A 26,990-nucleotide genomic window follows, 5' to 3' on the forward strand; every position below is an offset into this window, starting at 1 on the left:
GCGTGTCGCCCGTTCGGCGCGAGACGTGCCACCCGAAGGGGAGGAGATCTCACGAAAGGGAGGAAAGAACGCGAGGATTGTTCCTCCCTTTCGTGCGTTCTCCTCCCGAATGGGGGGACGCCGCCGCTACGGTTGCTGCATGAGCGAGGCGATCTTGTGGGGCGCGGTCGCGGCCGCGCCGCTGTTCGTCGGCGCGGTTCTCGCGCTGCTGCGCACCTGGCCGCCCAAGTGGCTCGGGATCGTGCTCGGGTTCGGCGCCGGAGCCCTCATGGCATCCATCGCCTTCGAATTGTGGGAGGAGGGCCTGCAGCTCGGCGGACCGATCCCGCTCGTCGTCGGTGTCGCGGCGGGTGCGCTCTGCTACTACATCGCCGATCGGATCGTCGAGAGTCGCGCGTCGGCGAAGAAGGGAGCCGCCGGCGGCCCGTTGGCGGTGGGTGCCTTACTCGACGGCATCCCCGAACAGCTCGTCCTCGGCATCGGCCTGGCCTCAGGTGAAGGCGTGAGCACCGCTCTCGTCATCGCGATCGTCGTCTCCAACCTGCCCGAGTCGATCGGGTCCGCCGCCGACCTGCTCGAAGGCGGAATGAAGCGGTCGCGAGTGCTGTCGTTGTGGGCGGGCGTCGCCGTGGTCTGTGCGATCGCGACGATCGCCGGTTACGCGCTCGCGGATGCCGTGAGCCCCGAGTTCCGCGCCGGAGCGAGCGGCTTCGCTGCCGGTGCCCTGCTCGTCATGCTCGTCGACTCGATGGTGCCCGATGCGCAGTCCAAGGCCAAGGAGTCGACGGGGCTGGCCACGGTGCTCGGCTTCGCGCTCGCTGCTGGGCTCTCGCTCGGGGGTTGAGCCCGTCAGCGGGATCAGTAATCCGGGTACTCCTGCATGCGCGTCTCGAACTCTTCTCGATCCTCCTCGCTGAGCAGCTCAGGTGCGAGGAAGTAGATCTGCAGTCCCTCGAGGGGCTCGCCGGTCCGGGCGCTCTGCGCTTCGCGCTCGCCGGTGAACTCTCCGGTGCTGTCGTTGGAGGTGTCGTAGATCACGGCGTAGAAGCGCAGCGGATCCGGATAGTTGTCCGAGTAGTACTCCCACGTGTTCTGCGTACGAGGGTCGCTGCTGCCGTAGAACTTCTCGAGGATCGAATCGTCCATCCCGGACGACGGATCGTTGAACGAGTACAGGCTGTACATGTCGTAGTCGACCATCACCTGCTCGATCACATCCATCACGGCCACCTTGCGGTCGTAGTCCTGGATCGGCTCGTTCGTCATCCACGACACCGAGGTGTACTGCACCAGCATCGACTCGCCGCCGAACCCGTTGCGCTCGGGGCGGAGGTTCTCCTTGTCGGCCTCGGTCCACGTGTAGCCGTACTGCTCGGAGAGTCGACGGCGGATCTCGGCGAGCACATCCTCGCTCTGCGCACGCACCTCTTCCAGCGAGGGCTGCGCGAGGATCGTGCTCGATGACGTGTCCTTGATGCCGGGGTAGGCCTCTTCGTGCTTCTGCTCCTCGGTCTTCTCGCCCTGATAGTTGCCCGATGCCGAGGTCTGCAGAGCGCTCATCGCGCCGACGGTGGCGACATTGAGCATCAGGGTGACGATGAGGGCGGATGCTCCGAGCACTCGTCCTCGGCGGGAGAACAGCGCCGCGATCACGACGGCCAGCACCACCAGCTGAAGAGTGAGCATCGTCACGCCGTAGAGCGCATCGGTGCCGCCGGCGAGCAGGGTGCCCAGCAGCACGACCGCGAAGAGGATCGCCGCCACCAGCGCGACCCAACCGATGACGCCTGCCGGTTGCTTCTCCTGCGTCGCCTCGGCCGAGCTGATCACCGGCGGCACCGGAGCGCCCTGCGCGAGATCAAGCTGAGGCAGGACGGTCGGGCCCTGCACGCGCCGGGCGCCGTGATACCCGCCGGGCGGTGGGACGGGTGGTGCGCCTTCAGTACCGGCGATGTAGCGGGCGCGCTGCTTCTCGGGCTCTACCATGGCTTGTCCGTTCCGCCGCCTGGACCGTCTTCGTCGCCCTGGTTCTGCTCGCGCTCCTCGGCGCCTTGATCGAGCTTGTCCTGCAGTTCGTCGAGCTTGTCCTGGTCTGGCTGCTGGGGCTGCTCCTGCTCCTCGCCCTCGCCCTCAGAGGGCGGCGGCTGCTGCTCCTGGGCCTGCTGCTGCTTCTCCTGCAGCCGGTCCTCGAGCTCGTCCATCGTGTCGCCCATGCTGCGGTCGGGGTCGGGTGACTGCGAGTCCGCTTCTTCGCTGTTGCACTCCTCCGGCGTCTCGGCCGTGATGAGCAGTGCCTCGCCGTACAGCTCAGCACCGCCGGGCCCGTCGCCGTCGTCGACAGCGGCGTCGCCCTGACGCTCGATCACGATGGCGAGGTTCACGCGCACCGCACACACCTCGAGGCCATGGGCCAGCGGCAGGGCTTCTTCGAGCTTGGCGCGCGCACCGTCGAGATCTTCAGACCCGGCCAGCGCCGTGCCGACGTTGTACGGCGCCTTGTAGGGCTCGAACCAGTTCAGGAACTCCTGGCCTTCGGCGGCGGCCGTCGATCCGGAGTAGTCGGCGACGACGTAGGTCGTGATCGCCTGGTGCGCGTACGCGTACATGCTCAGCAGCTTGCCGACGAACAGCAGCGCCGCCAGCGTCAGCGGGAGGGTTCCGATCGCGACCCAGCGACGGATCAGGCGACGTCGACGGTTGGCCGCGAGCAGCGCCGCCGCGGCATCCGGAGCGCCGTTCGCGTTCCCTTCCGTGGACTGGTCGGCTGAAGCGGCGGCGGTCACAGCATCCGTCATGCGTCACCTCCCCTGGTGGCGAGTCCGCGCATCTGCGCGATGAGGATCGTGGCGCGTGCGATCTCGACGCCGAGTAGGAGCACCATCACGAGGGCGAAGATCCAGTACAGCTCGATGACGTTTCCGACCGAGCCGGATTCGGTGTAGTTCGTCGTCGTGGTCGGGGCCTCCGGCAACTCGATGGGGGTGTCGGCGGAGCGCAGCTGGTATTCCACGCCGAGGTCCTCGGCGATGGTCTGCAGATTGGCCTCATCGATCACCGACATCGCCTGCTCACCCTGGTACTCGATGTACTCGCCGCCCTCGTCGGACGACACGCTCCCGGAGGTGACCTTCATCGGGCCGCCCTCGCTGGTGCCGTAGCCGAGCACGGCGCCACCGTCGGTGTACTCGGCGCTGGCGGAGAACGACTCGGGGTCGGTGCTGACCGTCTGCTCGCCGTCGCCCAGGTAGAAGACCATCCGCGAGCGATCGGGGGCCGACTCCGCGGCGGCTTTCAGGGTCTCCTCGACCATGGTGCTCGCGATGCCGATCGAGCTCCCCTGCGACTGCGCGGTGACCTCGGGACGCAGGACCTCGAGCGACGAGACGAGTGCAGTGGCGTCTGTCGTCAGCGGCAGTCGCAGCTCGGCGGCGGCGTCGAAGCTGATCAGCGCGAAGCGCGCGCCGGGGTACTCGTCGACGATCGACTGCACGTCGGCGCGGACGCCGTCGAGCCGCTGCCCGTCGCCGTCCCAGTCCTCGGCCACGATGCTCGCGGTGGTGTCGACGACGATCAGGATGTCGGTGTCGGTCGCGAGGGTCTCGGTCGCCCCGCCGGGGATGCCGGGGCGCAGCAGCATCATGAAGCAGGCCAGCAGCATCAACAGGCGCAGCCCCCAGATGACGGGTGAAGCGCCGGTGCCGACATCCGCTGCGCCGGCCTGAGGGCGAACCGCCTTCACCAGCATCCAGACGACGACGAAGGCGACAGGTGCGAACAGCAGCACGAGGAGGAATACGTTGAGCACGGGTTGGAAGATCACAGTCTGACCCTCCACAGCAGCACCAGGAAGCCGAGGGCCGCGACCAGCAGCACCGCGATCCAGAGGTTCGGGTTGTCGGTCCACACCACCTGTGCCTGACCGCGCAGCTCGGTGGCCTCCTGCTCCTGGACGTCTTCGATGATGTCGGACACGGTCGTGGTGTCGCGCAGGCCGTAGGCCTTCCCGCCGGTCGTCTCGGCGGCCGTGACGAGTTCCTGGCTGATGTCGGTGTCCACGCCCTGCACGGGGTTGAGTGCGAAGACGCGCACGCCGGCGGATGCGGCGTAGTTCGACGCTTCCTCGAGCGTGACGATCGAGTCGCCGTTCACCTCGTTGTCGGTGGCGAGGATGATCGAACGCGAGCGTTCGTCATCGAGGTGATCGAACCGCATGGCGCAGGATGCGAGCCCATCGCCGATCAGCGAGGCGCCTGGCCCGTTGAGCGTGCCGACCCAGTGCTCCGGAATCTCCTCGACGTAGTCGAAGCTCTCGCGGATGCTCTGCAGATGCGTGCGGATGAACTCGTAGTCGTCGGTGAGGGGGAACACCTGCACCGGGGAGCTGTTGAAGATCGTCAGGCCGATGCGCTCGCCCTCGAAGCCGTCGAGCAGCTCCTCGAACACGCTGAGAACCTCGATGTCCACCTCGCTCATCGATCCTGAGACATCGAGGCAGAGCATGATGTCGCGGCTGGTGTTGACCGGCTGGATCGTTTCGGATGCCATCGGCCGCGCGGCCACGACCCCGCCGATCACGCTGGCGAGCACACCGAGAGCGAGCACACCCGCGAGGGCCACGGTGCGGCGCCGGACGGCGTGCTGGAACGACGGCAGTGCGCGCAGTCGCTCCGCCCGTGCGATCGGGGCGCTCTGCTGTTCGCGATGACGGGCGCCCCGGCGGAGGCCGATGAAGAGCCCGACACCGATCGCGATCACGACGACGGCGACCGCGATGAGGATGATCCACCAGTTCGCTAGTGCCATGAGCCCACCACCTTATGGGCGGCCTCGGCACCGGCGATCGGGTCGACCGCCGGTCCCTTGCGGAAGATGCTGGGATAGTAATGCCGCTGCAGCGCATCGATCAGCGTGGGCGGCACGCCGAGTCGCACGAGGTCGTCGAGGGCGAGCACCGGGGCCTCGAGCCCGCTGTACTCGTTGACGAACGTGCGTACGACGCGGCTGAGTTCGAGGTTGGCGTGCCGCGCCGTGAGCGTTCCCGACCGATAGTCGGCTTCGATCTGTCCGATGCGCTCGTGGTATTCCTGCCGCAGCAGCGTGAGCACATCTGCGGTCAGCGGTACGGATGTCTGCGCATCGCCCTGCAGCACGATTCCGCGTCGAGGCTTCGTGAGGACGATCAGCAGCCAGCCCGCGAGGATGAGCACGGCGATGATGCCGAGTGCCAGCAGCATCCATCCCCACCCGTACTGCGCGGGAGGATAGAGCTCGTCAGTTCCGGACATTGGCCCTCCGGTTCAGCATGCGCAGCAGCTGCGGCACTGCGTCATCCTGAGTGTCGAGGGTGGTGTGGCTGATCTCGAGGCGATCGAGCAGCTCGTTCAGCCGCGCGGCATCCGCCTGCGTCTGGGCGATGAGCTCGCCGAGCACCTCGCGGTCGCCGTGCACGAAGTCGGGAACCGCCCAGCGCGTGTTGACGTCGGCGCGCACCGAGTGCGAGGTGTGATCGAGCACCGGGTCCGCGTCGTGGAGCGTGATCCACAGCACATCGTGCTGCACGCGCAGGCGGCGCAGCATCCGCTCGGTGTCATCGGTGACCGGCGCATCGTCGGTGATGATCACGACGATGCATCGACGTGCGATCGTGCGCGCGACATACGAGAGGAGTGCATCACGGTCGCTGGGTGCGTGGCCCTCGGTGATCGCCTGATCGATCGTGCGGAGGGCGTGCTCGAGGGCGCCCTCGCTGCGTCCTGGCGCGCGTCGGCGCACCCGCTCGGCGTCGCCGTGGACGACGCTGAAATCATCGCCGTGGCGCAGGGCGAGGATGCCGAGAGCGCCGGTGGCGAGGATCGCGAGGTCCTTCTTCGGCTTCTCGTCGTGCGCGAGCGCCGTCATTGACCTGCCGGTGTCGACGACGAACAGCACCGTGTGCATGCGATTCGCGCGATGTCGCTTCACCAGCGGGGTGCCGAGGCGTGCGGTGGCCCGCCAGTCGATGTCGCGCACCTGATCGCCGTACTCGTACTTGCGCAGATCCTCGAAGTCGAGGCTGCGCCCGTGCAGCAGCGATGCGTAGGCGCCATCGAGCGCGTGCATCGACTTCTGCGACGAGTGGATGAAGAGCTTGCTCTTCACCTGCGTGATCAGGCTGGCCATGAAGGGATTACGGCGTCGGCACGGCGGCGAAGATCTGGTCGATGATCTCCTCGCTGCGGATGCCCTCAGCATCCGCCTCGAACGTGAGCAGCACGCGGTGACGGAGGATGACGTGGCGGAGAGTGCGGATGTCTTCCGGAAGCACGTGCGAGCGACCGTTGAGCAGGGCGAGTGCGCGGGACGCCTGCAGGAACGCGATGCTGGCGCGCGGACTTGCGCCGTACTTGATGTAGCGGGCGCGGTCCTCGCCGATGTACGGCCCGGGGTTACGGGTCACGTAGGCGATCGAGACGATGTAGTTGCGGATCGCGGCGTCGACGTAGATGCGGCTCGCGACATCCTGCAGCAACTTCACATCGTCAAGGGTGACGGCGCTGGCGACGTGGCGGTCGGGGTCGAGCACCCCGGAGTCGATGCGCCGGAGGATCTCGAACTCGTCCGAAGGGCTGGGATACTCGACGATCTCCTTGAGCAGGAAGCGGTCCATCTGCGCTTCTGGCAGCTCGTAGGTGCCCTCCTGCTCGATCGGGTTCTGCGTCGCGATCACGAGGAACGGCTTCGGCAGGTGATGCACCTCGCCGCCGATGGTCGTCTGGTGCTCCTGCATCGCCTCGAGCATGGCCGACTGGGTCTTCGCGCTGGAGGCGGTTGATCTCGTCGAGCAGCACGAAGTTCGCGTGCACCGGGCCCAGCACGGTGCGGAACGACCCGGCCTGGGCGTCGTAGATCTGGTTGCCCGTGATGTCGCTGGGCAGCAGGTCGGGCGTGCACTGGATGCGCTTGAAGCTGGCCTTGACGGTGTCGGCAAGGGTGGATGCCGCGGTCGTCTTGGCGAGGCCGGGGACGGACTCGAGCAGGATGTGGCCGCCGGCGATGAGCGAGACCAGCAGGCTGGTGCGCAGTCGCTCCTGGCCGACCATCTTCGCGGAATACGCATCGGAGACGACCTTCAGCACGTTCGCGGCGCGCGTCATCTCCGCGTCGCTCGGCGTGGAGTCGGAGCCCGTCGAAGGGTTCGCGGCCGGAGCCGACGCTGAACCGGTCGCTGCCGGCTGCGGAGCCGACGCTGTTGCTGGAGGCGCTGCGGGCGTCTGAGCTGCTGCGGGCGTCTGAGCCGGCGCGGTCGCCTGAGCTGCGGACGCGGCGGAAGGTGCCGGCGGCCGGGGTGGCGGCGGTGGGGAGGCTGCCCCGGCAGCGGCGGCGTTCGACTCGTTCATCACTGTCTCCTCGCTTGCGCGGGGGAACGGTGCTCCGATCTCCCCCACGAACAGCGTAATCGCAGCATCCGACTCGGACATCCCGAGGGGACGGGCAGAAATCCCCATGACTACCGGAGCTACTTGTACTGTCCTATATATGTGTGATCTACTATGGTCATGCATCTGCGCCACGCCATCCTCGGCCTGCTCGACATCGCACCCCAGAGCGGTTACGACCTCGGCCGTGCATTCGCCGGGTCAGTCGCACATTTCTGGCACGCCGACCAATCGCAGATCTACCGCACCATCGACCGGCTCGAGGCCGACGGCGCCGTGGAGACCGAGCTGATCGTTCAGACCGGACGTCCCGATCGCCGGGTGCATGCGCTGACCGACGCCGGACGTGCGGAGCTGCATGGCTGGCTGCGCTCGCCGATCGAGGCAGTCCTGCCCAAAGAGCCCTTCCTCGCCCGACTCTTCTTCGCTGAGCCGCTCGGAGTAGAGGGCGTGCTCGCGCTGATCGATGAGCGGACGGAAGCCGTCCGAGCAGAGCGCGACCAGCTCGCGCAGATTCCGAGGTCGGCACAGGGACTCGGCGCCGTGCTGCGCACAGCGACCCTCGACGCGGGGCTGCGGGTGGCAGACGCCGAGCTCTCCTGGCTCGCCGATGTGCGGGAATCCGTGATGAAGGAGCTGCCATGACCGAGAGATACCCGATCGAGCACGGTCCGCGTACGGGTGAGTCGATCATCCTGTTGCACGGGGGAAACGTCGGCAACTGGATGTGGGAACCGCAGGTCGATGGTCTCGCCGGTCGGCACGTGATAACCCCGGATGTCGTGGCCTTCGGCTCCCGCTCCGCAGAGCGATGGCCGGGGCTCGGCGGCGCGGCCGACGACATCGCCGACATCATCCGCGAGCGTGCGCTCGACGGCAGGGCGCACGTCGTCGGCCTGTCGATGGGCGGAGTGATCGGCGTGCACCTCGCGAAGCGGCATCCCGATGTCGTCCGATCGTGCATGGTGACCGGCGCGGCGATGACCGGGATGGGTGGATTCGAACGTCGGCTCGCGGAACTGCAACTGCGGTCGTGGGACAAGCGTTGGTTCTGGAGCATGCAGGCGGCGATGTTCCGCATTCCGATCGACACGCGAGAGCTGTTCGTCTCGGACGGGATGGGCGTCGACAAGGATGCCGCGACCCGGATGTACCGCGAGATCTTCGACGGGGCGATGCCCGATGGGCGCTTCGGATATAGCGGTCCGATGCTGGCGATCGCCGGCGCGCGGGAATCAAGGAGCGTCGCCGCGGCGTTCCCGGTGATCGTCGCGACGATGCCGCAGACGCGCACCTGGACGGCGCCGGGGATGCGTCACGTGTGGAGCATCCAGGACCCGGAGCTGTTCACGAGGACGATCGTGGACTTCGTCGACAGCGACGTCGTACCGGTCTGATCTCAGATCGAGTCGCGCGGGGCCTGGATCGCGGAACCACTGGTGCCGTCGGAGTAAGCGACGCGGATGGTCGGGTTGCTGAGGCCTGTACTGAGAAGTGTGCCGCCCAGGGTGATGCTCGCCCGCCCACCGGTATCGAAGGTCACCGTGCCGGCGTCACGGGACCCATAAGAGACGGATGCCGTCGCGCCCGGCTGGCCCGACAGTGACAACGTGTAGCTGGAGAGGAGCTTGATGCCGAGCAGCCCGATCACGTGGTTCTCGCTGATGCCGGTGAAGGCGAGAGGCCGTATGACGGGTGCGGGTGCGGGTGCGGGTGCGGGTGCGGGTGCGGGTGGAGCTGGGGCGACGGGTGCCGGGGCTGGAGCAGGTGCTGGCGCGGGCGCGGGCGCCGCGGGGGTGCCGGGAGAATCGGCATCCGGTGTCCCCCTGGAGGGATCCGAGGGGCCGGGCGCCGCAGGCGCCGCTGCGTCCGGTGCAGGCGGCCTCTCCCGCAGATCTTCCGGGGATTCGGAATCCCGATCGTGGACGGTTTCGACAGCAGGAGCATCCGGCGCCTGCTGATGAACATCATCATCACGGTCAGCCGTCGTACTGCACCGGTCGCTGCGCTCTCCGTTCTCGTCGAGCGCTCGCGGCACGCACTGAGCGCTCAGCGCATCGCGCCCGGAGACCGCTCCGGCACCGGATGCGGTGGGCGCGGTGTCGTCGCGCACATTCAGCGAGAGCGCACCCGCGGTGATCACGCCTACGATCACCAGCGCCGCGATGCTCACGAGCAGCCACGGTGCGATTCGCCGTCTCCGACCGGACGTCGACGTCGATGCGCGTGCGCTCTGCACCGGCTGCGCGGCCGGCAGCGAGGCCTCGACAGCGTGGACACGAAAGTCGCGACGCCGGGCGCTCACCGCGGGTGTCGGCTCAGATCCATCCACACCAACACCATATCGATCAAGCGAACCGTTCTCACTCCAGGGAGGATGCCCGCTGAGCCGTTCCCGACTCGAAGATCGGGTCAGAAAGTCCGGGGGAGCGGATGCCGCGTCGGCGGCCCACCCACACGACAAGTGCGGCCACGCCGATGATCGCGACCGCGATCCCGATGATGTAGCCGACGACACCGCCGTAGCCTCCCTGGATGTTCGGATCGAGGAACGGATACGGATACCAGTAGTGGTTGCCGTGGGCGGGACCGATGATGAAGTTCGCCCTGATCAAGGTGTAGGCAACCCAGACGATCGGGAAGACGGCGGCGGTGAGCATCGTGCCCCACGGCAGCGCTCGTCGCCGCGGCGCGAAGAGGACGTCTGCGAGCAGGAACAGCGGGATGATCACGTGCAGGGTCTCGTTCGTCCAGACGTCGGAGATCCCGGCGATCGCGATGTGCCGCAGCAGCAGGTTGTAGACGATGCCCGTCACGATCATGTACGTGCTCACACAGACGAGAAGCGTCGCCAGCCATGCGGGCTCGGGCTTCGTGCTCCCTTTCGTGCGCAGCATCCACACGCCGGCGATGATCAGCACGATGGCCGCGATGAGGTTGGAGAGGATCGTGAAGTAGCTGAAGAAGTTCACCGTCACGGTCGGAATGTGACTCGCCCACGGGGTGTCGGCGGCGGCCGCGTTCGCCATGGACAGCGAGAACTGGCGAATGATCGCCGCGAGCCCGAGCACCGCGGCGGCAAGACGTGCGTATGGCCACCAAGTATTCATGTTTCCTCCGCGATTACCATAGCGGGACACGACCGCCGACGGTCGGATCAGCCGCCGAGCAGCGCCACGATCTCGGTGTAGCCGCGGTCACGGGCATGTTCGAGCGCCGAGATTCCGTTCGCATCGCGGATGTCGGCATCCGCGCCATTCTCGAGAAGGGTACGCACGATTTCCTGGTGCGCCGGCCCGCCGTCGCCGAAGACCACAGCTTCCAGCAGTGCCGTCCAGCCGTTGAGATTCACGCGGTTGACGTCGATGTCCAACTGTGTGACTCGAGCGATGTACTCAGCGTGCCCGCGTTCGGCAGCGGGATGGGCGGGCGTCCCGCCTCGCCGATTGGGGATGCTGAGGTCCGGACCGCCCGGCAACAGCGCCTCCAGCATCGGCACACTTCCCGTGACGCCCGTCATCACCCAAGGAGTGTCCTGCCGATAGTCGAACGCGTCAGGGTCGGCTCCCATCGCGATGAGCAGTTGCGCTACAGAGACGCGATCCGCCAACACCGCCCGCATCAGTGGTGTCTGCTGCAGGTCCGGATCGCGCGTCTCGAGGTCCGCGCCGGCACGCAGGGCGATAGCAGCAGCATCCGCATCTCCTGACTGCGCGGCAGCAAGCAGCTCCGCATCGGGATCAGCCATCGGCTCCGCCTTCGATGCCGTCTCGAGGATCGAGTGGAGGCCGACGAATCCGCGTTGATCGGCCATCTGCAATGCGGTGAGCCGTTCCGATTCGGATACGCGATCAAGCTCCGCGCCGGCGGCGATCAGAGTGCGTACAGTCGTCGCATACTCAGGGTCATCCTGACCGAACCACACCGCCTCGTGAATCGCTTGATAGCCGATCCGGTTCACATGATCGAGGTCGATGCCCTCCTGGATCAGAGCGCCGGTGACGAGACCGTGCCCACGTTCGGCGGCGCGGATCAGCCCCGTGCCGTTCCAATTGTCCTTGTCATCGATCGCAGCGCCCGACTTGATCGTCAGGTGAAGGAGGTCGAGGTATCCCTCACTCGTGGCGATGAGATAGGCCGACTGCTGTGTGCTGTCCTTGGCGTTGACATCTGCCCCCGACCTGATCAGTTCGGCGGCCTGTCCGATGTCGTCAGCCCACGCCGCGTCTCGCAACTGCTCGTCGAGAGCCTTCTGCGTAGACGGCGTGGAGGGTTGTGTGCTCGGTGCAGTGTGCGGGGCGGGTGCGCACGCCGCGAGCAAAGAAAGGGATGCTGCGAGGGACAGCACTGCCAGCGTTCGCCGGCGGAATGGATCACGCATGGCAAGCCTCCATATGGATGGCACTGGCGGCACTCGATGTCGAGTGCCGCCAGTGTTTCCGGGGGGGGGGGGGGGGGGGGGGGGGGGGGCTACTGGCCGAGCGCAGCGGCGCCGGCCTGAGCGAACTTCTGGTCGAGATCGCCGCTGGGTGCGCCCGCCACTCCGATACCTGCGATCGGAGCTTCCTCGGAGGCGACGGGGGCTCCGCCTCCGAGGAAGAGGGTGCCCGGGATGTCCTTCAGGTTCGGAGCGTCTTCAAGGCGCTCGACGAGCTCTGAGGTGGGAGCGTTCCAGGCGACAGCCGTGTATGCCTTCTTCACAGCCGACTCGGGCGACTGCGGGCCCGCACCGTCGCCGCGCAGGGTGACGATCGTGTTGCCGTTGCGGTCGACGACCGCAACGGAGACGCGCTGGCCTTCGGCGGCGGCGGCGTCCATGGCGGCCTGAGCTGCCCGGGTCGCGGCTTCGACCGTCAAGTGGCTCGACTGCGTCACGTTGTCCGTGGCTGCGCTGGTGATTGCTGCCGGGGCGGCCTGGCTGTCCGCACTGGCGGCGGAGACGACGCCGAAGGTTCCGGCCGCCAGGGCGACGGCGACGGCGGCACCGGTGAGGGCGCGGGTTCGGGTGGACATCTTGTTCATGAGGACTCCTTCGAGGTGGTGATCTGGAGGTCGGGGGTGTTCGTGATTCCGACCTGGTATCAATCGTCAGTCCGCGACTGCCCTGACGTCGTGGGCCTAACGGCTGGCATCGGATCGCTGGGTGGACGACAGCGGTGTCATCCATTCGGCTGATGGGGAGATCGCCTTGCCCCGATAACCTGATGGCACGGCTGACATATCCGGAGGTGGCGCGCATGAAGGAAGACTCCGCTCCCGGCGCCCAGGTCGCTGACCCCGACTCCCGCTGGCTGGCAACAGTGATGCACGTGGCGTTCTTCGTGCTGCTGATCTCATCACTGGCCCGTTTTCTGATCGTCCACTACACGGACCCGATCTCGCTGTGGGTGATCGTCCTCGCTGGAGTTCTGGCGCTGTTGTATATCTTCGGACCGGTGACGGGGCCAGCCGACGACGTTGCGCACCCGTCTCCGTCCACCGTGTGGTCGAGAGTCTGGCTTGCTGCGGTCATCGCGTCATGGGCGGCCTTGGTGATCCTCGCCCCCAGCTTCGGCTGGTGCGCGGTGCCGCTGTTCTACACAGCGCTGAGAACGTTGCGCACCCGCGCAGCGATCGCCCTCGTCGTGTTGGTCACAGCTCTCGTCGTCGCAGCTCAGGTCCAACTGCGGCTGAAGTTCGGGTTCGATCCGACCCTGATCTTCGCCCCGCCCGCCGTCGCCGCCGTGGCCACCGCGATGTTCATCTATTCCCAGCGGCAGTCGAGCCGTCTGCGAACGGCGATCGCGGACCTCGTGCAGACTCGCAGCGAGCTTGCAGCGACGGAACGCCGCGAAGGGACCCTGGCCGAACGCCAGCGACTGTCGATGGAGATCCATGACAGCCTCGCGCAGGGCCTGTCCAGCCAGCAGATGCTGCTGCAGGCCGCGGATCGGCTCTGGGTCACCGATTCCGACACTGCGCATCGTCATGTCGATGCGGCCAGAACGATTGCGGAACGCAATCTCATCGAGGCGCGGCGTTTCGTGCACGATCTTGCGCCCGCGGACCTGGCAGACGGCAGCGGCTTGGATGACGCGCTTCGCTCCCTTGCCGAACGTGAGACCAGCGAATCGCTTCGAGTTCGATTCCACCAGGACGGCGTACCACCAGAGCCATTACCCGCACGAATCCAATCGACTCTCCTTCGCATCGCCCAGGGGGCGCTGGCGAACGTGCGCGAGCATGCTGACGCAACCATGGCTGTCGTGACGATCACCTACCTCGATGACCAGGTGGTGTTGGACATCGCGGATGATGGGCGGGGGTTCGATCCAGCGAAGCAGCCGGAGGGCGTGCGCGGCTACGGACTGTCCGCCATGCGCGCACGCGCGTCGCAGCATGGCGGCACCGTCACATTCGAATCGACACCGGGTGAGGCTACCGTGGTCTCAGCGGCGATTCCTCTCGGTGCCGCAACCCCATGAGGACCTTGCGATGAGCCCAGTACGCCTTCTCGTCTGCGACGATCACGCGGTCGTCCGGGCCGGGCTGCTCGCCTTGTTGGGCAGCGAGCCGGACATCGAGGTCGTCGGAGAATCCGGGAGTGGCGAAGACGCGGTCGCGATGGCCGCGAAGCTGAGGCCCGACGTCGTGCTGATGGATCTGCAACTCGGCGATGGGATCGACGGTGTCGAAGCGATCCGGCGGATCGCCCCGACCGGCATCCACGTCCTCGTGCTCACCACCTACGACACTGACGCCGACATCACGCGGGCCATCGACGCCGGCGCCACCGGCTACCTCCTGAAGGCGGAGCGACCTGAAGAGCTGTTCGCCGCGATCCATGCCGCGGCAGAAGGGCGCACGACCCTTTCCCCACCGGTCGCGAATCGAGTCATGAACCAGATGCGCGGAACTGCCTCGGCCCGTCTCACTCAACGAGAGACTGACATCCTGGCACTCCTCGTCGAAGGAATAGGCAATCGCGACATAGCTCGCACGCTGTTCATCAGCGAGGCCACCGTGAAGACGCACCTCAGCCGCATCTATACCAAGCTGGGCGTCGACACCCGCTCGGGGGCGGTGGCTGTCGCGAACGAGCGGCGCCTGCTGAATTAACACGGTCATTCACCGTGATCTCTCGACGGACGAATGCCCTGACCGATATTGTGGCGCGTGACAGCCGCGTGCCGGTTTGTCTGCGTGGGGGCGCTGATCTGGGGACGAAATGTTCTGAGAGTGCGAGACAGGAGTGCCGGTGTCGGAAGCGAACACGTCAGAAGAGACAGCGAAGCCGAGGGGACGTCGGCGCTTCCAGCGCGGTGGAATCAGCATCCAATCCAAGCTCCTCATCATGCTGTTGGGCGTCAGCCTGGTCTCCTCCATCGTGGTCGGCGCGATCGGCTTCATCAACGGGCGGCAATCTCTGCACGACGCCGCGGTGGACCAGCTCATCACGATCCGCTCGATGCGCGCGGCCGAGGCGATCGAGGCGATCGACGACGCCAAGGAGACTGCGGCGCTGAACTCCCGCAATCTCAGCGCGCAGAATATGTCTCTGGCCCTGAACACGGCATTCGACGAACTCCAAGCGCAAGAACTCACCTCCGAGCAGCAGGCCGAACTCGATGCCTACTATGCCGACACCTACATCCCCGAGCTGGAAGGTCGGGCAGGAGAGGACTACGGGGCAACCGCATTCATCCCCGAGTCCAACGCCGGCCGCTATCTGCAGCTGCAGTACACCACGGGGAACCGAGACTTCGACGCCGACTACGACGAGCTCCTCACCCGCAACGATGTGGGGGACGGCACCTCGTACTCGGCAGCGGCAGGCCGTTACGGTGACTATTTCTCCCGCCTGATCGAGCACGTCGGTTACGAAGACGCGTTGCTCCTCAATCTCGAGGGCGACGTCGTGTTCTCCGCGTACAAGGGCATCGATCTCGGTGCCAATCTCAACACCGGGCCGTATCGCGATACTGCATTCGCTGAGACATATCGTGAGACGATCGCCACGAACTCGGTGGACGCGATCGGGATGACCGACTTCGAACGCTGGATCCCCTCGCTGAACATCCCCGCCATGTGGGTGGTGTCGCCGGTCGGCAACGACGACCGGATAACGGGCGCGATCGCGTTTCAGCTTTCGATCGATCAGATCAACGACGTGATGACCGGCAACGAGCAGTGGAAGGCGCAAGGGCTCGGCGACACGGGCGAGGTCTACCTCGTCGGGCGGGACGATCTCATGCGCAGTAACGCCAGGAGGCTCATCGAGAACCCGGACACCTATGCGCAGATGATCATCAACGGAGGCGTCGCACCGAGCATCGCCGAACGAGTTGCCGAGATCAAGGGGACGGTTCTGTTGCAGCCCGTGAACACGTTCGCCGTCGCTGAGGCGCAGGCAGGACGCAGCGGCACGGTCGTCGGCAGAGATTTCATGGGCGGCGACAGCGTCACCGCTTATGCGCCGTTGGAGGTCGAGGGGCTCGATTGGGTGGTGATCGCGAGAATCGACACCGCAGAGGCGCTCGCACCGGTGACCGAGTTCACCCGCAACGTGCTGCTGTCGCTCCTCGGCATCATGCTCGGAGTGGCATTGCTCTCGCTGCTGCTCGCTCAGATCTTCACGCGGCCCATCCACCGGCTGGTGGGTGCCGTTCACAAGATTGCAGAGGGCGACCTCGACGTTCAAGTGCCTCAAGGATCACGCGACGAGTTCGGCGACCTCGGAAGCGCCTTCAACGACATGGCATCGAGTCTGCGAATCAAGCAGGACCTCATCGAGGAGCAGCAGAAGGAGAACGAGAAGCTGCTGCACACACTCATGCCCGAAAGCGTCGCGAACAGGTACAAGCAAGGCGACGAGGCGATATCCGAGGCTCATGAGAACGTCTCCGTCGTTTTCGCCGAGCTCGTCGGCTTCGACGACTACGCCAGAGGGCTGACGGGCGAGCAGGAGATCGGACAGCTGAACACCCTCATGCGCGGCTTCGACGAGGCTGCGGAGAAGACAGGGGTGGAGAAGGTCCGCACGCTCCACGGCGGCTATCTGGCGTCGTCCGGCATGGCGATCCCGCGCGTGGACAACGTGCGCCGCAGCGTTGATTTCGCCCGACATCTCGTCGAGGTCGTCGAGCGATTCAACGTGCAGAACGGCACCTCGATCGCGCTTCGTGCCGGTGTCGACACCGGCACCGTCACAAGCGGACTCGTGGCGCGCACCACCCTCGCGTACGACCTGTGGGGGGATGCCGTGAACCTCGCCTACCGCGTTCGGTCTGTGACCGGGGAGCCGGGCATCTACGTCAGTCAGACGGTACGCGACCGTACGTTGGAGCTCGTCGACTACGTCGAGGCGGGAACCGTCGAGTCGCAGGGCAGGACCGAGACCGTGTGGAAGGTGGCGTGAGATGACCGATGCATTCCAGGACGGCTGGGCGTGGTGGGTGATCGCGCTCGCCGTCGGAGTGCCTGTGCTGCTCGTGGTACTCACCGAGGTGATCGGCACCCTTGTGCGCCGCAACAACCCGGTCGCCGGACCGCTGCGGTTGCTGCGCAACTGGGTGGTTCCTGCCGGCGCGCTGCTCGCCCTGCTGGCCTTCGCGATCCAGTCTCCGGCCGATCAGGTGTGGGTGCGGGTCGTCGCGACCGTCTTCGGCTTCCTCGTCATCCTGCTCGTGCTCTCCGCATTCAACGTGGCCCTGTTTGCGAACGCGGAGCCGGGGTCATGGCGAGACCGCATCCCGACGATCTTCGTGGAGATCGCCCGCCTCGCCCTCGTGGTGGTCGGGCTCGCGCTGCTGTTCTCCTGGGTGTGGGGTGCCGACGTCGGAGGGTTGATCACCGCGCTCGGTGTCACCTCGATCGTGATCGGTCTCGCACTGCAGAACGCTGTCGGCGGTGTGATCTCGGGTCTGCTGCTGCTGTTCGAGCAGCCGTTCAAGATCGGCGACTGGCTCGATGCTGCAGGTGTGAAGGGGCGCGTGGTCGAGGTGAACTGGCGTGCTGTGCACATCCAGACCGGCGCCGGCATCCAGATCGTGCCGAACTCGACCCTGTCCGGAGCATCCTTCACGAACATGAGCGAGCCGGAAGGGCCGTATCTCGCAACCACTCCCGTGAGCTTCTCGACCGATGACCCGCCGCACGAGGTGATGGCGCTGTTGCTCGAGATCGCGGACGCACTGCCGATGCGGTTGCCGGAGCGGCGAGCGTCGGTCAACTACTCCGGGAGTGGCGCGTATGGAGTGTCGATACCGGTCACGGGTCCTGCCGATGCCGGACAGGCGCTCTCCACGTACCTGTCCTGGCTCTGGTACGCCGCACGCCGGCGCGGGTTCGCCCTGGATGGCGACTCCACCGATCCGCTCGCCGAACCCCAGCGCCTCGTCGAGGCCATGACGGTGATCGCGCCGACACTGCATCTGCGGGAAGAGGACACGGAGTCACTTCTCTCTTCAGCCCACTTGGAGCGTTTTGGAATCGGCGAGACCGTGCTTCCCGCAGGAATCATCCCCGATCAGGTGAAGATCGTCGTGTCGGGTCGGGCCATCCTCGCCCTCGATATCGACGGCGGGCGGATCGAATTCGCCACAGCGGAGAAGGGCGACCTCATCGGTCAGACCGCACTTACCCGCGAGCGCACCCAGGCGGTGACGATCGCGGGGGAGATCCTCACCGTCGTCGTCATCCCGCTCGCGACCGTTGACGACCTGATCCGCTCGCGGCCGAAACTCGCCGCCGAGATCGGGGAGTCACTGGAGCTCAAGCGGGCCCTCGCGGCCGACACGCTCGCGGGCCTTGGCGTCGACCGGAGGCGCCTCCTCGACCGGTGATGACCGCTCGAGGAGGCGACGCGGCTCTCCCCGTCAGACGCGTCCGCGGATGCGCCGACGACCTGCTGCGAACAGGAGTGCACCGCTGAGCAGGGCGATCAGTCCTCCGGCGATGAACGGCGTGCTGTCGGCACCGGTCGTGGCGAGCGGACCTGAGCTGCCACCATCGGTACCTGGAGCCTGGCCGCCGGGCGTCGTGGGCGGATCGACCGGGTCGACCGGGTCGACCCGGTCGGCGATCAGCGCGAAGTCCTGGTCGACGATGACGTCACCGGAGGCGGTGATCGTGGCAGTAAGGCGTGCCGGACCGTCCACGGTGTAGCCGTCCGGGGCGACGACCGAGATGTCGTAGGACCCGGGCGGGAGGTCGCCGACCAGGTACGTGCCGTCGGCGCCGCTCGTCGCAGTGGTCGTGCCCGCCGGGCCGTCGATGTTGATCGTCACGTCGGCGACCGGATCGCCCTCGCCGTCGCTGATCGTGCCGGAGACCGAACCCAGCCGGGCAAGGTCGAAGTCCACCCCGGTGAGGTCGGAGCCTGCCACGGTCTCATTCCGGGTGGCCGGTGTCACCGCAACGGTGCCGGCGGGAACGGTCACGGTCACGTCATACGTTCCGTCGCCGATCAACGGGAACGAATAGGTTCCGTCACTCGCCGTCGTGGTCGTGAGTGTGCCGCCGGGCCCCGTCGCGGTGACGGTCACGCCGGCGATGCCGGAACCTGCTGCGGTCACGGTTCCTGCCAGGGATGCGATATCGCGAACTGTGAGGTCGACGACGGCGTCTGCGGTGCGGAGGTCAGCGGTCCCCGTGCCGACCACTCCGATCTTGCCCGGAGGAGGGGTCGCAGTGACCTGGTATCCGTCGGTGGCGAAGTATCCGGGGAAGGAATAGAGGCCGCCACCGGCAGTGGTCGTGGTGGCGACGACGTTTCCGTTCGCATCGGTGAGCGACACGGCGACACCGTCGAGCGGGCCGTCATCCACGTCACTGACCGCGCCGGTGATGTCTCTCGCCATCGACGCGAACCAGGTCTGGTAGACGGGGAATCCGGAGCGCTGCGTGAATTCGAAGGTGAGGCTCGCGATCGAAGTGGTGGGTTCGAACCAGGCGGCAGAGCCGGAGGTGTCGACTGCGCCCAGATTTCCGACCAACGTCAGTGCCGCGGGGTCCCACGTCGGGACATCTGCCGGATCACCCGTGCACGACGGCTTGCCGGCGACGCCGGGCGCGCAGTAGTTGAATCCGTCCTGGAAGCCGAGGTCGGCGGCAGTGAGAGCTGCGCCGGATGCCGAGACACCGGAGATCCGCACCGAGTCGGCGTCGATGTCGCCGAGTGCGAAGGCCCATCCGGATGCGGGGGCAGGAGTGTCGAAGGTGTACGTGGTCGTCGAAGGCGACGTCGCATTGTCAGCCGCCGGGCGAAGGTTCAGATAGGGCTGATCGCGGCTCGACCCGTACTTCGCGCCGATCGGCGTCCCCTCGGACAACCAGTTCGATGCACCGGAGATGACGCCCACGCTGCCGGCGCGGGAGTCGCTCGTGATGCTCGCGGACAGAGCGGGTTGTCCGGCGAGAGTCACCGCCGAGGTGTAGTTCCCTGCCGTGCCGGAGAGGGGTGCCCATGCGGCCCACGCCGTCGTGGTGGCGGCCGACGCCGCGGGTACGACGGTCAGGCTCAGCGCCGCGACGGCGATGATGGCCGACATCGAACGCGTGAAAGCACGGCGAGGGGACACAGTCGTGTCTTTGAACGGACGCTGAGGCATGCGCCAAGTCTGGTGGACAGAACCTCGCGGCGGCAACCTTTCGGCGCAGATATCGGTTGAGCTCTCTTCGAGGTGGATGATCGTGACGCTCAGCCCACCGGGCGCCGCCGCATCCGAGTGACGAGTACGCCGAGCAGGCAGAGTGCCCCGCCGACGAACATCATCAGCGTCGGCACTTCGCCGAGGATCATCCACGACATCAGGATGGCGATCGCCGGAACGACGTACGTCGTCGCCGAGGTCTGACCGGCGGTGCTGCGCTGCAGCACGTACGCCCAGGTGGTGAAGGCGATCGCGGTCGGGAAGATGCCCAGGTACACGACCCAGAGGGTCGCATCCAGCGGCGCGGTCTGCAGATCGGCGACGAGACGGCCCGCCCACGGCAGCAGAGCGACAGTGCCCGCGATCGCTCCGAGCCAGGTCAGCGTCGTCGCGTCGACTCCTGAGGTGAGCAGATGCTTCTGCACCAGCGTGCAGCCCGCGTACATCACGGCTGCGAGCAAGGCGAGCAGCAGACCGGTGATGTCGAGTCCGGCGCTCGTCGTCGAGTTCATTCCGATCAGCACCACGCCGAGGAAGGCGATCGGAGCCCCGATCAGCAGCGGCTTGGGGAAGCCTTCGCGAAGGAACAGGCCGCTGAAGACGACCACCATGAGCGGAGCGAGGTTCACGACCATCGCCGCGGTGCCGGCGTCGAGCGTGCGCTCGGCGCTGTTCAGCGCCAGGTTGTAGATGCAGAACCAGCCGACGCCCCACACGACCACCAGCAGCCAATGCCGGCGCTCGGGCAGGCGGATGCCGTGCCGGAGCGCGATGATCGCCAAGGCGACGGTGCCGACGGCCATCCGCAGCAGTGCCAGTGCGCCGGGGTCGAAGTGCGGGCCGGCGCCGCGGATGCCTATGAAGGCCGACGCCCACAGCACGACGGTGACGAGAGCAGCGATGAGGGTGAGCGACCCCCGCGATCTCGGCTCATCGACGCCAGGCACGGCGACTTTCGCCACGGGCGGTGTGGGACGGATCGGCACTTCTGGCATGATCCGATCCTCGCAGTGGCTACAGACACCGTCGACCGGTCGGAGAGCCAACTGCCGTGCTTTTTCCGCCAGTATCGGAGTCGTCGTCTCGTCCGAGCAGGCTCCATCAGACCCCTTCGCTAAGATGGAACGGCCCGATCGGGCCAGCTCATCTGCCGGTGCAACCCCGGCGAGAAGCACTACCCAGGGGGTTACCCATGCCAGGAATCGTGATCGTCGGCGTCCAGTGGGGCGACGAAGGCAAGGGCAAGGCGACCGACCTGCTCGGCGACCGCACCGACTGGGTGGTGAAGTTCAACGGCGGCAACAACGCCGGGCACACCGTCGTGGTCGGCGATGAGAAGTACGCCCTGCACCTTCTGCCCTCCGGCATCCTCTCGCCCGGCGTCACGCCCGTGATCGGCAACGGCGTCGTCATCGATCCCGAAGTGCTCTTCGATGAGCTCACGGCGCTGTCCGCGCGCGGCATCGACGTCTCCAAGCTCAAAGTGAGTGCGAACGCGCACCTCATCACGCAGTTCCACCGCACGCTCGACAAGGTCACCGAGCGCTTCCTCGGCAAGCGCAACATCGGCACCACAGGCCGCGGCATCGGTCCGGCTTACGCGGACAAGATCAATCGCGTCGGCATCCGCGTGCAAGACCTGTTCGATGAGAACATCCTCCGCCAGAAGGTCGAGGGTGCGCTCGATCAGAAGAACCACCTCCTCGTCAAGGTCTTCAACCGCCGCGCGGTGACGGTCGACGAGATCGTCGAAGACCTGCTCTCCTACGCCGAACGGCTGCGCCCGATGGTCGCAGACACCGGACACCTCATCGACCAGGCGCTCGAGAACGGCGAGGTCGTCGTGTTCGAGGGCGGCCAGGCGACGATGCTCGACATCGACCACGGCACGTACCCCTTCGTCACCTCGTCGACCGCGACGGCGGCCGGCGCAGCATCCGGATCCGGTGTCGGACCCGGGCGCCTCGACCGCATCGTCGGCATCGTCAAGGCCTACACGACACGCGTCGGATCGGGCCCGTTCCCGACCGAGCTGTTCGACGAGAAGGGCGACTGGTTGCGCTCGGCCGGCTTCGAGTTCGGCACCACCACCGGGCGACCGCGCCGAGTCGGTTGGTACGACGCGCCGATCACGCGATACGCGACGCGCATCAACGGCATCACCGACCTCGTGCTGACAAAGCTCGACATCCTCACCGGTCTCGAGCAGATCCCGGTCTGCGTGGCCTATGACGTCGACGGCGAGCGGTTCGACGATGTGCCGGTGAACCAGACCGACTTCCACCACGCGAAGCCGATCTACGAGTACTTCCCCGGCTGGAGCGAAGACATCTCCACCGCGCGCAGCTTCGACGACCTGCCGAAGACCGCCCAGGAGTATGTACTCGCGCTCAAGAAGATGAGCAAGACACGCATCTCGGTGATCGGCGTGGGGCCGGCGCGCGATCAGGTGATCGTGCGCCACGACCTTCTCGACTGAGAATGACGCAGTTCTGGGTCGGCGGCTACGGCGCCGGGATGGGCGGGGATGCCGCAGGCATCGGCCTGCTCGAGGGAGACGAGGGGCGTGAGCCCGATACGCTCGCCTACCGCGGTGCTGTGACGCAGACCTCTTCGCCGTCCTGGCTCGCACGGCATCCGTCGCTCGACGTCGTCTACGCAGCGCTCGAGGACGACGGCACGGTGCAGGCGTTCGCCCGCACCGGTCAGTCGACGCTCGCGCCGCTCGCCCGGCCGGTCGCGGCGGGCGACTCGGCGTGCCATATCGCCGTCGCTGCGAGCGGCTCGTACCTGATCGCCAGTTGCTACGGCGACGGCCGGGTCGTGCGCATCGGGCTCTCCGCAGACGGCTCGCTCCTGAAGCCGACGGTCTCGGTCGCCGCGCGCGATCCCTACGATCCGGATGCCGCACAGAATCCCTCAGAGGAAGCGATGGAGGCTTCGGCGCAGGAGATCGCCGCAGCGATGCTGCGCAACGGGTCGATGACGTTCGAGCAGCCTCCCACCGAAGTCGCGGATCCGCCGCGGTCGGGACTGCTGCTCTTCGACGAGGCGCTCGGGCTCAACCCCGTCACCGCGCCAGAGCCGGAACCCGCTGTCAAGGCGGAGGATCAGCCCGCCCGCGCCTCGCATGCGCACGCTGCGGCGTTCCTGCCTGACGGGCGCATCGCGACCACAGACCTGGGGTTCGATCTCGTGCGCATCTGGCGTCCGACGTCGGGAGGCCTGGCGCTGGACCACGAGATCGTGCTGCCGCTCGGCACCGGGCCGCGGCACATGGTCGTGCACCCGAGCGGACACCTCCATGTGGTGACCGAGTACTCCTGCGAGATCTTCACGCTCGCCGTTCAACCCGACGGGCGCTGGGCCCTCGCCGCCGCGACCTCGGTGACGCCCGCCGCAGAGCTCGGCACCGACTTCCCCGCTGAGCTGGCCCGCTCCAGGGACGGCGCGACGCTGTACACGGCGCTGCGGGGCAGCAACACGATCGCGGCGCTTCGCGTGCGCGGCGGCGGCGAGAGCGTCGAGCCGTTCGCGCTCGCTGAATCCGGAGTGGACTGGCCGCGTCACCACCTCATCCACGATGGCTCGCTGCTCGTCGCCGGCCAGCGCTCGAACGAGATCAGTGTGCTCGACCTCGATGACCGCACGGGCGCCCCCCGCGGCATCCGTCACCGTACTGCGGCGCCGGCACCGACGCACCTGCTGCTCGCCCGCTGAGGGCGCACCCGCTCACCCGCGCCGCCCGCGCTCACCTCGTGCCGCACCCGCTCATCTCGTGCCGCCCCCGCTCATCTCGTGCCGCCCCCGCTCATCTCGTGCCGCACCCGCTCATCTCGTGCCGCACCCGCTCATCTCGTGCCGCACCCGCTCATCTCGCACAGATGGCCGTCAGAATGCACACCTGTATGTCGGAACAGGCCGAAATCGACGGCCATCCGTGCTTCGGCCAGCCATTCGTACCGTGAGCTGCGGCATCGGCTGCGGTGTGGGCTGCGGCCGCGGATGGCGGCCTGCTCACTCCGCGGCCGCGGCCCCGGTCTTGAGCCAGCGGATCGGTCCAGCACCCTTGTTCCCGAGCACGTCGGCCGGGTTCTGCAGCGCGCAGGAGTTCAGGCTCAGGCATCCGCATCCGATGCATCCGTCGAGATGGCCGCGCAGGTGCTCGAGCTGGCGGATGCGGGCGTCGAGTTCGTCGCGCCACCGCTGCGAGAGGCGTGCCCAGTCCTTCTTGGTCGGCGTGCGTCCTTCCGGCAGTGATTCGAGCGCGGAGCGGATGTCTTTGAGCGGGATGCCGACGCGCTGCGAGACCCGGATGAACGCCACGCGGCGCAGGGTGTCGCGACAATAGCGGCGCTGATTCCCCTCCGTGCGCGCCGAGCGGATCAGGCCGTTTCGTTCGTAGAAATGCAGGGCAGACGAAGCCACTCCGCTGCGGCTGGAAAGCTCGCCGATCGTGAGCTGTCGGTGCTTGTCTCCGTCCAACTGCGGCATGCTCTTCTCCCCCGTTGCATCCACTTACTTGACCTCAACCATAGTTGAGGTCCTAACGTCGGGGAAATGACAACGGAAACAGGAGAGGTGCGGACTGCCCCGTCCACCGCACCGGGCATCATGAGCGGCACGTTCCTCTGGATCACGATCGGCGCGTGCGCACTCGTCTTCCTCGGAGCGTTCGAGTCGTTGGCGGTCACGACGGTGATGCCGGTGGTGAGCGACGACCTCGGTGGCGAGCGACTGTACGCTCTCGCCTTCGCCGGCCCGCTGGCCACGGGAGTCATCGGCATGGTCGCTGCGGGGAACTGGGCCGACCGCCGCGGACCGACGGCGCCGCTGTACACGTCGGTCATCGCCTTCGTCGCCGGCCTGCTCATCGCCGGACTCGCGCCGAGCATGGAAGCCCTCGTGGCAGGGCGTTTCGTGCAGGGACTGGGCAGCGGCGCGATGATGGTCGCGCTCTACGTCGTCGTCGCCCGGGTGTATCCGCAGGACAAGCATCCGGCGATCTTCGCCGCATTCGCGGCGGCCTGGGTCGTGCCGTCGCTGATCGGACCCACCATCGCCGCCGTGGTGACGGACCTGTGGAGCTGGCATTGGGTGTTCCTCGGCGTCGTCGTGCTCGCGCTCGCCGCGCTCCTCATGGTGGTTCCGGCGCTCCGCGGTCTGTCGGGCGGCGGCGATGCGACGGCGCCCTGGGCTCTGGGCCGGCTCGGCTGGTCGGTGCTCGCGGCGGTCGCAGTGCTCGCGCTGAACCTCGTCGGCGATATCCCGGGTGTCGGCCCGGTGCTCGCGGCGGTCGCCGTCGTCGTCGCGCTGGTCGCCGTGCGACCACTGGTGCCGACGGGCACGCTGCGCGCACGCCGGGGCCTGCCGTCGGTCATCCTCGTCCGAGGGCTCGTGGCGGGTGCGTTCTTCGGCACGCAGGTGTACGTGCCGTACCTGCTGACGGATCGGTACGCGCTCAGCCCGACTCTCGCCGGGCTCGCATTGACGGGCGGCGCCCTGGCGTGGTCCGCCGCATCGACGGTGCAGGGCCGGATGGGTACCCGACTGTCGAATGCGCTCGCGCTGCGGATCGGAACGGCGCTCGTGCTCATCGGCATCGCGCTCGTGCTGGCCATCGCCGCTTTCCGATGGGATGCTCTGGTGATCGCTGTGGCGTGGGTCGTCGCAGGTTCGGGCATGGGCCTCATGAGCCCGAGAAGCAGTGTGCTGACGCTGTCGCTCTCGACACCCGTGAATCAGGGATTCAACAGCGCGGCCATGACGGTCGCCGACTCCTTCGGCAGTGCGATGGTGCTGGCCATCACCGGGACCCTGTTCGCCGCCCTGGCGACGACCGCGGATCCGTTCACCGCCGTGTTCGCCCTGACCGGGGTGATCGCCGCTGTTGCGGTCATCCTGGCGCCAAGGGTGGCCGTCGTCCGCACCCGTGAGGAGGCGGGGGCATGAGGGCGGTCGTCCAGCGCGAGTTCGGGGGGCCGCAGGTGCTCGTCGTCGAGGAAACCGATCTTCCTGATCCCGCCGAGGGGCAGGTCCGCGTGCGGGTCGCTGCTGCCGGTGTCCATGCGGTGGACACGAACATCCGGCAGGGAGACGGCCCGCCATCGATGCCGCGACCGTCGCTTCCCATGACACCCGGTCGCGAGGTGGCGGGCATCGTGGACGCGGTAGGACCCGGGGGCGATCGGTCGCTCATCGGTACGCGAGTGGTCGCGCATGTCGGGTTCCTGAACGGCGGCTATGCCGAGTATGCGCTGGCACCGGTGGCCGCGTTGCACTCCGTGCCCGACGGCGTGACGTTCCCTCACGCCGTCGCCTCGATCGGCACTGGACGCACGGCGCAGTACGTGCTGGAAGACGCGCGCGTGCAGCCTGGCGACGTCGTCATCATTCCAGGGGCCTCAGGAGGTCTCGGCAGTCAGCTCGCGCAACTTGCGCTCTCGATCGGGGCCACTGTCGTGGCGCTGTACGGAGGCGAGGCGAAGCGAACCGTCGTGGAAGGGCTGGCACCGGATGCCGCGGGATTCTTCGCTCTGGATGCCACGGACGAGTCCTGGCCCTCGCAGATGACCGCACTGCTCGGGGAGCGCGAACCGTCGCTGCTGATCGATGGTGTCGGTGGATCGACGGGCCGCGCGGCTTTCGAGACGCTGGGCCGCGGTGGGCGTGTCGTGATCATCGGATGGTCGAGCGGTGAGGCGGTGCGGATCGACACCGACGACATCGTCGGCCGATCGCTCACCGTGACGGTCCCGCTCGGGCGCCCCGTTCCGCAGCTGCGTGAACTCGAGACGCGTGCGCTCGCCGCCGTGGCGGATGGCCGGGTGATTCCGCCGGTCGATGAGTTCCCCCTCGAGCGTGCAGCCGATGCGCATGCGGCGATCGAGCAGCGTCGTCAGCGAGGGAAGGTCGTGCTGATCCCGTGATGCAGTCGCGGATC

The 26,990-nt window shown here is 67.1% G+C and carries 24 protein-coding genes and 1 pseudogene; 11 read left to right on the forward strand and 14 right to left on the reverse strand.

The features are described from left to right. Nucleotides 1-139: 139 nt before the first annotated feature. Nucleotides 140-844 carry a ZIP family metal transporter gene (locus tag QFZ46_RS09025; protein WP_307360550.1) on the forward strand — a complete coding sequence of 235 codons (705 nt, stop codon included), beginning with the start codon at nt 140-142 and terminating at the stop codon, nt 842-844. Nucleotides 845-858: 14 nt separating this feature from the next. On the opposite strand, the gene QFZ46_RS09030 is transcribed toward QFZ46_RS09025, so the two are convergent. The 7 genes and pseudogenes from QFZ46_RS09030 to QFZ46_RS09060 form a co-directional block, all read right to left on the reverse strand. Next, a complete protein-coding gene (locus QFZ46_RS09030; protein ID WP_307360553.1) occupies nt 859-1,986 on the reverse strand; it encodes a hypothetical protein in 1,128 nt (375 codons plus the stop codon). Further along, the gene (locus tag QFZ46_RS09035; protein WP_307360555.1) at nt 1,980-2,795 is read right to left on the reverse strand and encodes a hypothetical protein; all 816 of its coding nucleotides are present in this window, start codon (nt 2,793-2,795) and stop codon (nt 1,980-1,982) included. The genes QFZ46_RS09030 and QFZ46_RS09035 overlap by 7 nt, the downstream gene beginning before the upstream one ends. Further along, a complete protein-coding gene (locus QFZ46_RS09040) occupies nt 2,792-3,820 on the reverse strand; it encodes a vWA domain-containing protein (RefSeq protein WP_307360558.1) in 1,029 nt (342 codons plus the stop codon). Before QFZ46_RS09040 ends, QFZ46_RS09035 begins: the two co-directional genes overlap by 4 nt. Continuing rightward, complete coding sequence (locus QFZ46_RS09045) at nt 3,817-4,803, reverse strand: VWA domain-containing protein (RefSeq protein ID WP_307360560.1); 987 nt, start codon at nt 4,801-4,803, stop codon at nt 3,817-3,819. Before QFZ46_RS09045 ends, QFZ46_RS09040 begins: the two co-directional genes overlap by 4 nt. Then, entirely contained in the window at nt 4,794-5,285 is a 492-nt protein-coding gene (locus tag QFZ46_RS09050; RefSeq protein ID WP_307360562.1) for a hypothetical protein, read from the reverse strand. The genes QFZ46_RS09045 and QFZ46_RS09050 overlap by 10 nt, the downstream gene beginning before the upstream one ends. Then, complete coding sequence (locus QFZ46_RS09055; protein WP_307360565.1) at nt 5,272-6,159, reverse strand: DUF58 domain-containing protein; 888 nt, start codon at nt 6,157-6,159, stop codon at nt 5,272-5,274. The genes QFZ46_RS09050 and QFZ46_RS09055 overlap by 14 nt, the downstream gene beginning before the upstream one ends. Before the next feature lie 7 nt (nt 6,160-6,166). Continuing rightward, a pseudogene (locus QFZ46_RS09060) lies at nt 6,167-7,133 on the reverse strand (AAA family ATPase). A gap of 402 nt (nt 7,134-7,535) precedes the next feature. Here QFZ46_RS09060 and QFZ46_RS09065 point away from each other — a divergent pair. Both QFZ46_RS09065 and QFZ46_RS09070 read left to right on the forward strand, forming a co-directional pair. Further along, nucleotides 7,536-8,060, forward strand: coding sequence for a PadR family transcriptional regulator (locus QFZ46_RS09065; protein ID WP_307360568.1), 525 nt, complete (start codon nt 7,536-7,538; stop codon nt 8,058-8,060). Further along, the gene (locus QFZ46_RS09070; RefSeq protein ID WP_307360571.1) at nt 8,057-8,812 is read left to right on the forward strand and encodes an alpha/beta fold hydrolase; all 756 of its coding nucleotides are present in this window, start codon (nt 8,057-8,059) and stop codon (nt 8,810-8,812) included. Before QFZ46_RS09065 ends, QFZ46_RS09070 begins: the two co-directional genes overlap by 4 nt. 2 nt (nt 8,813-8,814) lie before the next feature. Here the strand turns inward: QFZ46_RS09070 and QFZ46_RS09075 are convergent, their stop codons facing one another. The 4 genes from QFZ46_RS09075 to QFZ46_RS09090 form a co-directional block, all read right to left on the reverse strand. Beyond that, nucleotides 8,815-9,747, reverse strand: a complete 933-nt coding sequence (locus QFZ46_RS09075; RefSeq protein ID WP_307360573.1) for a hypothetical protein — start codon at nt 9,745-9,747, stop codon at nt 8,815-8,817. A 31-nt stretch (nt 9,748-9,778) separates the two neighbouring features. Then, the gene (locus tag QFZ46_RS09080) at nt 9,779-10,525 is read right to left on the reverse strand and encodes a Pr6Pr family membrane protein (protein WP_307360575.1); all 747 of its coding nucleotides are present in this window, start codon (nt 10,523-10,525) and stop codon (nt 9,779-9,781) included. 47 nt (nt 10,526-10,572) lie between these two features. Continuing rightward, entirely contained in the window at nt 10,573-11,796 is a 1,224-nt protein-coding gene (locus QFZ46_RS09085) for an ankyrin repeat domain-containing protein (protein ID WP_307360578.1), read from the reverse strand. Between the two features lie 89 nt (nt 11,797-11,885). Continuing rightward, complete coding sequence (locus tag QFZ46_RS09090) at nt 11,886-12,437, reverse strand: GlcG/HbpS family heme-binding protein (protein ID WP_307360580.1); 552 nt, start codon at nt 12,435-12,437, stop codon at nt 11,886-11,888. Nucleotides 12,438-12,652: 215 nt separating this feature from the next. Between QFZ46_RS09090 and QFZ46_RS09095 the strand changes: the two genes are divergently transcribed. The 4 genes from QFZ46_RS09095 (at nt 12,653) to QFZ46_RS09110 (ending at nt 18,238) form a co-directional block, all read left to right on the forward strand. Continuing rightward, the gene (locus tag QFZ46_RS09095) at nt 12,653-13,879 is read left to right on the forward strand and encodes a sensor histidine kinase (protein WP_307360582.1); all 1,227 of its coding nucleotides are present in this window, start codon (nt 12,653-12,655) and stop codon (nt 13,877-13,879) included. Nucleotides 13,880-13,889: 10 nt separating this feature from the next. Next, nucleotides 13,890-14,513, forward strand: coding sequence for a response regulator (locus tag QFZ46_RS09100; protein ID WP_307360583.1), 624 nt, complete (start codon nt 13,890-13,892; stop codon nt 14,511-14,513). 139 nt (nt 14,514-14,652) lie between these two features. Next, on the forward strand, nt 14,653-16,812 hold the full coding sequence (locus QFZ46_RS09105; RefSeq protein WP_307360585.1) for an adenylate/guanylate cyclase domain-containing protein: 2,160 nt from the start codon (nt 14,653-14,655) through the stop codon (nt 16,810-16,812). Nucleotide 16,813: 1 nt separating this feature from the next. After that, nucleotides 16,814-18,238 (forward strand): mechanosensitive ion channel domain-containing protein, encoded by a 1,425-nt coding sequence (locus tag QFZ46_RS09110; RefSeq protein WP_307360587.1) that lies wholly within the window; start codon nt 16,814-16,816, stop codon nt 18,236-18,238. A gap of 33 nt (nt 18,239-18,271) precedes the next feature. Here the strand turns inward: QFZ46_RS09110 and QFZ46_RS09115 are convergent, their stop codons facing one another. Both QFZ46_RS09115 and QFZ46_RS09120 read right to left on the reverse strand, forming a co-directional pair. Further along, nucleotides 18,272-20,005, reverse strand: a complete 1,734-nt coding sequence (locus tag QFZ46_RS09115) for an MSCRAMM family protein (protein ID WP_307360588.1) — start codon at nt 20,003-20,005, stop codon at nt 18,272-18,274. A gap of 89 nt (nt 20,006-20,094) precedes the next feature. Beyond that, the gene (locus tag QFZ46_RS09120; RefSeq protein ID WP_307360590.1) at nt 20,095-21,042 is read right to left on the reverse strand and encodes a DMT family transporter; all 948 of its coding nucleotides are present in this window, start codon (nt 21,040-21,042) and stop codon (nt 20,095-20,097) included. Between the two features lie 197 nt (nt 21,043-21,239). On the opposite strand from QFZ46_RS09120, the gene QFZ46_RS09125 reads away from it, so the two are divergent. Then, nucleotides 21,240-22,526, forward strand: coding sequence for an adenylosuccinate synthase (locus QFZ46_RS09125; RefSeq protein WP_307360592.1), 1,287 nt, complete (start codon nt 21,240-21,242; stop codon nt 22,524-22,526). Between the two features lie 2 nt (nt 22,527-22,528). Continuing rightward, on the forward strand, nt 22,529-23,767 hold the full coding sequence (locus QFZ46_RS09130; protein ID WP_307360593.1) for a lactonase family protein: 1,239 nt from the start codon (nt 22,529-22,531) through the stop codon (nt 23,765-23,767). Nucleotides 23,768-24,064: 297 nt separating this feature from the next. Here QFZ46_RS09130 and soxR read toward each other — a convergent pair whose 3' ends face one another. Beyond that, complete coding sequence (gene soxR, locus QFZ46_RS09135; protein WP_307360594.1) at nt 24,065-24,541, reverse strand: redox-sensitive transcriptional activator SoxR; 477 nt, start codon at nt 24,539-24,541, stop codon at nt 24,065-24,067. A gap of 66 nt (nt 24,542-24,607) precedes the next feature. On the opposite strand from soxR, the gene QFZ46_RS09140 reads away from it, so the two are divergent. Both QFZ46_RS09140 and QFZ46_RS09145 read left to right on the forward strand, forming a co-directional pair. Then, a complete protein-coding gene (locus QFZ46_RS09140; RefSeq protein ID WP_307360595.1) occupies nt 24,608-25,999 on the forward strand; it encodes an MFS transporter in 1,392 nt (463 codons plus the stop codon). Further along, nucleotides 25,996-26,976, forward strand: a complete 981-nt coding sequence (locus QFZ46_RS09145) for an alcohol dehydrogenase catalytic domain-containing protein (RefSeq protein ID WP_307360596.1) — start codon at nt 25,996-25,998, stop codon at nt 26,974-26,976. Before QFZ46_RS09140 ends, QFZ46_RS09145 begins: the two co-directional genes overlap by 4 nt. Nucleotides 26,977-26,990: the final 14 nt, after the last annotated feature.

It is taken from the genome of Microbacterium murale (assembly GCF_030815955.1).
Lineage (GTDB): Bacteria > Actinomycetota > Actinomycetes > Actinomycetales > Microbacteriaceae > Microbacterium > Microbacterium murale_A.